The organism is Vreelandella alkaliphila, from assembly GCF_016107625.1.
GTDB classification, from domain to species: Bacteria; Pseudomonadota; Gammaproteobacteria; order Pseudomonadales; family Halomonadaceae; genus Vreelandella; species Vreelandella alkaliphila.
Map to the genome: position 1 here is coordinate 1 of NZ_JABASV010000038.1, position 700 is coordinate 700.

The 700-nt window shown below is 59.3% G+C and carries 1 protein-coding gene; it reads left to right on the forward strand.

Annotated elements, in window-relative coordinates; all coding sequences use genetic code 11:
* Positions 1 to 700, forward strand: a 700-nt coding sequence (locus tag JFC11_RS18865; protein WP_198350279.1) for a hypothetical protein, incomplete at both ends; no start/stop codon positions are given.

Below are 700 nucleotides of genomic sequence, written 5' to 3' on the forward strand. Positions count from 1 at the left end.
TCACTCTGGAAGACGGCACCGAAGTGGGCGACACCCTGACGGTCACCGACAAGGAGGGCAATGTTCTCTTTGACGGAGAAGTAACTCAAGACGATCTGGACAACGGCGTTACGGTAGAAGTACCGGTTGCCGAAGGAGACACCGACGTCAGCGTGACCGCCACGGTCACCGACCCTGCGGGCAATTCCAGCAGCGACGACGACAGCAAGCCAATCGAGCCTATCGATAACGTACCGCCCGCAGTCTCGGTCGAGCTGACCGGCAGCGGCGATGACGGCACCTACAGCCAGGACGAGATTGGTGAAGATGGCACCGTTACCGCCCAGGTCACTCTGGGAGAGGGCACCCAGGTAGGTGACACCCTGATTGTTACCGACAAAGACGGTAATGAGTTGCTTAATCGTCCGATCACACAAGACGACTTGGATAATGGCGTTACGGTCGAGGTACCGATTGCCGAAGGAGACACCGACGTCAGCGTGACCGCCACGGTCACCGACCCAGCGGGCAATTCCAACAGCGACGACGACTGCAAGCCAATCGATAACGCATCTCCGGCTGTCTCGGTCGAGCTGATCGGCAGCGGTGACGACGGTATCTATAGTCAGGATGAGGTCGGCAACGACGACACTGTCACCGCCCAGGTCACTCTGGAAGACGGCACCGAAGTGGGCGACACCCTGACGGTCACCGACAAGGA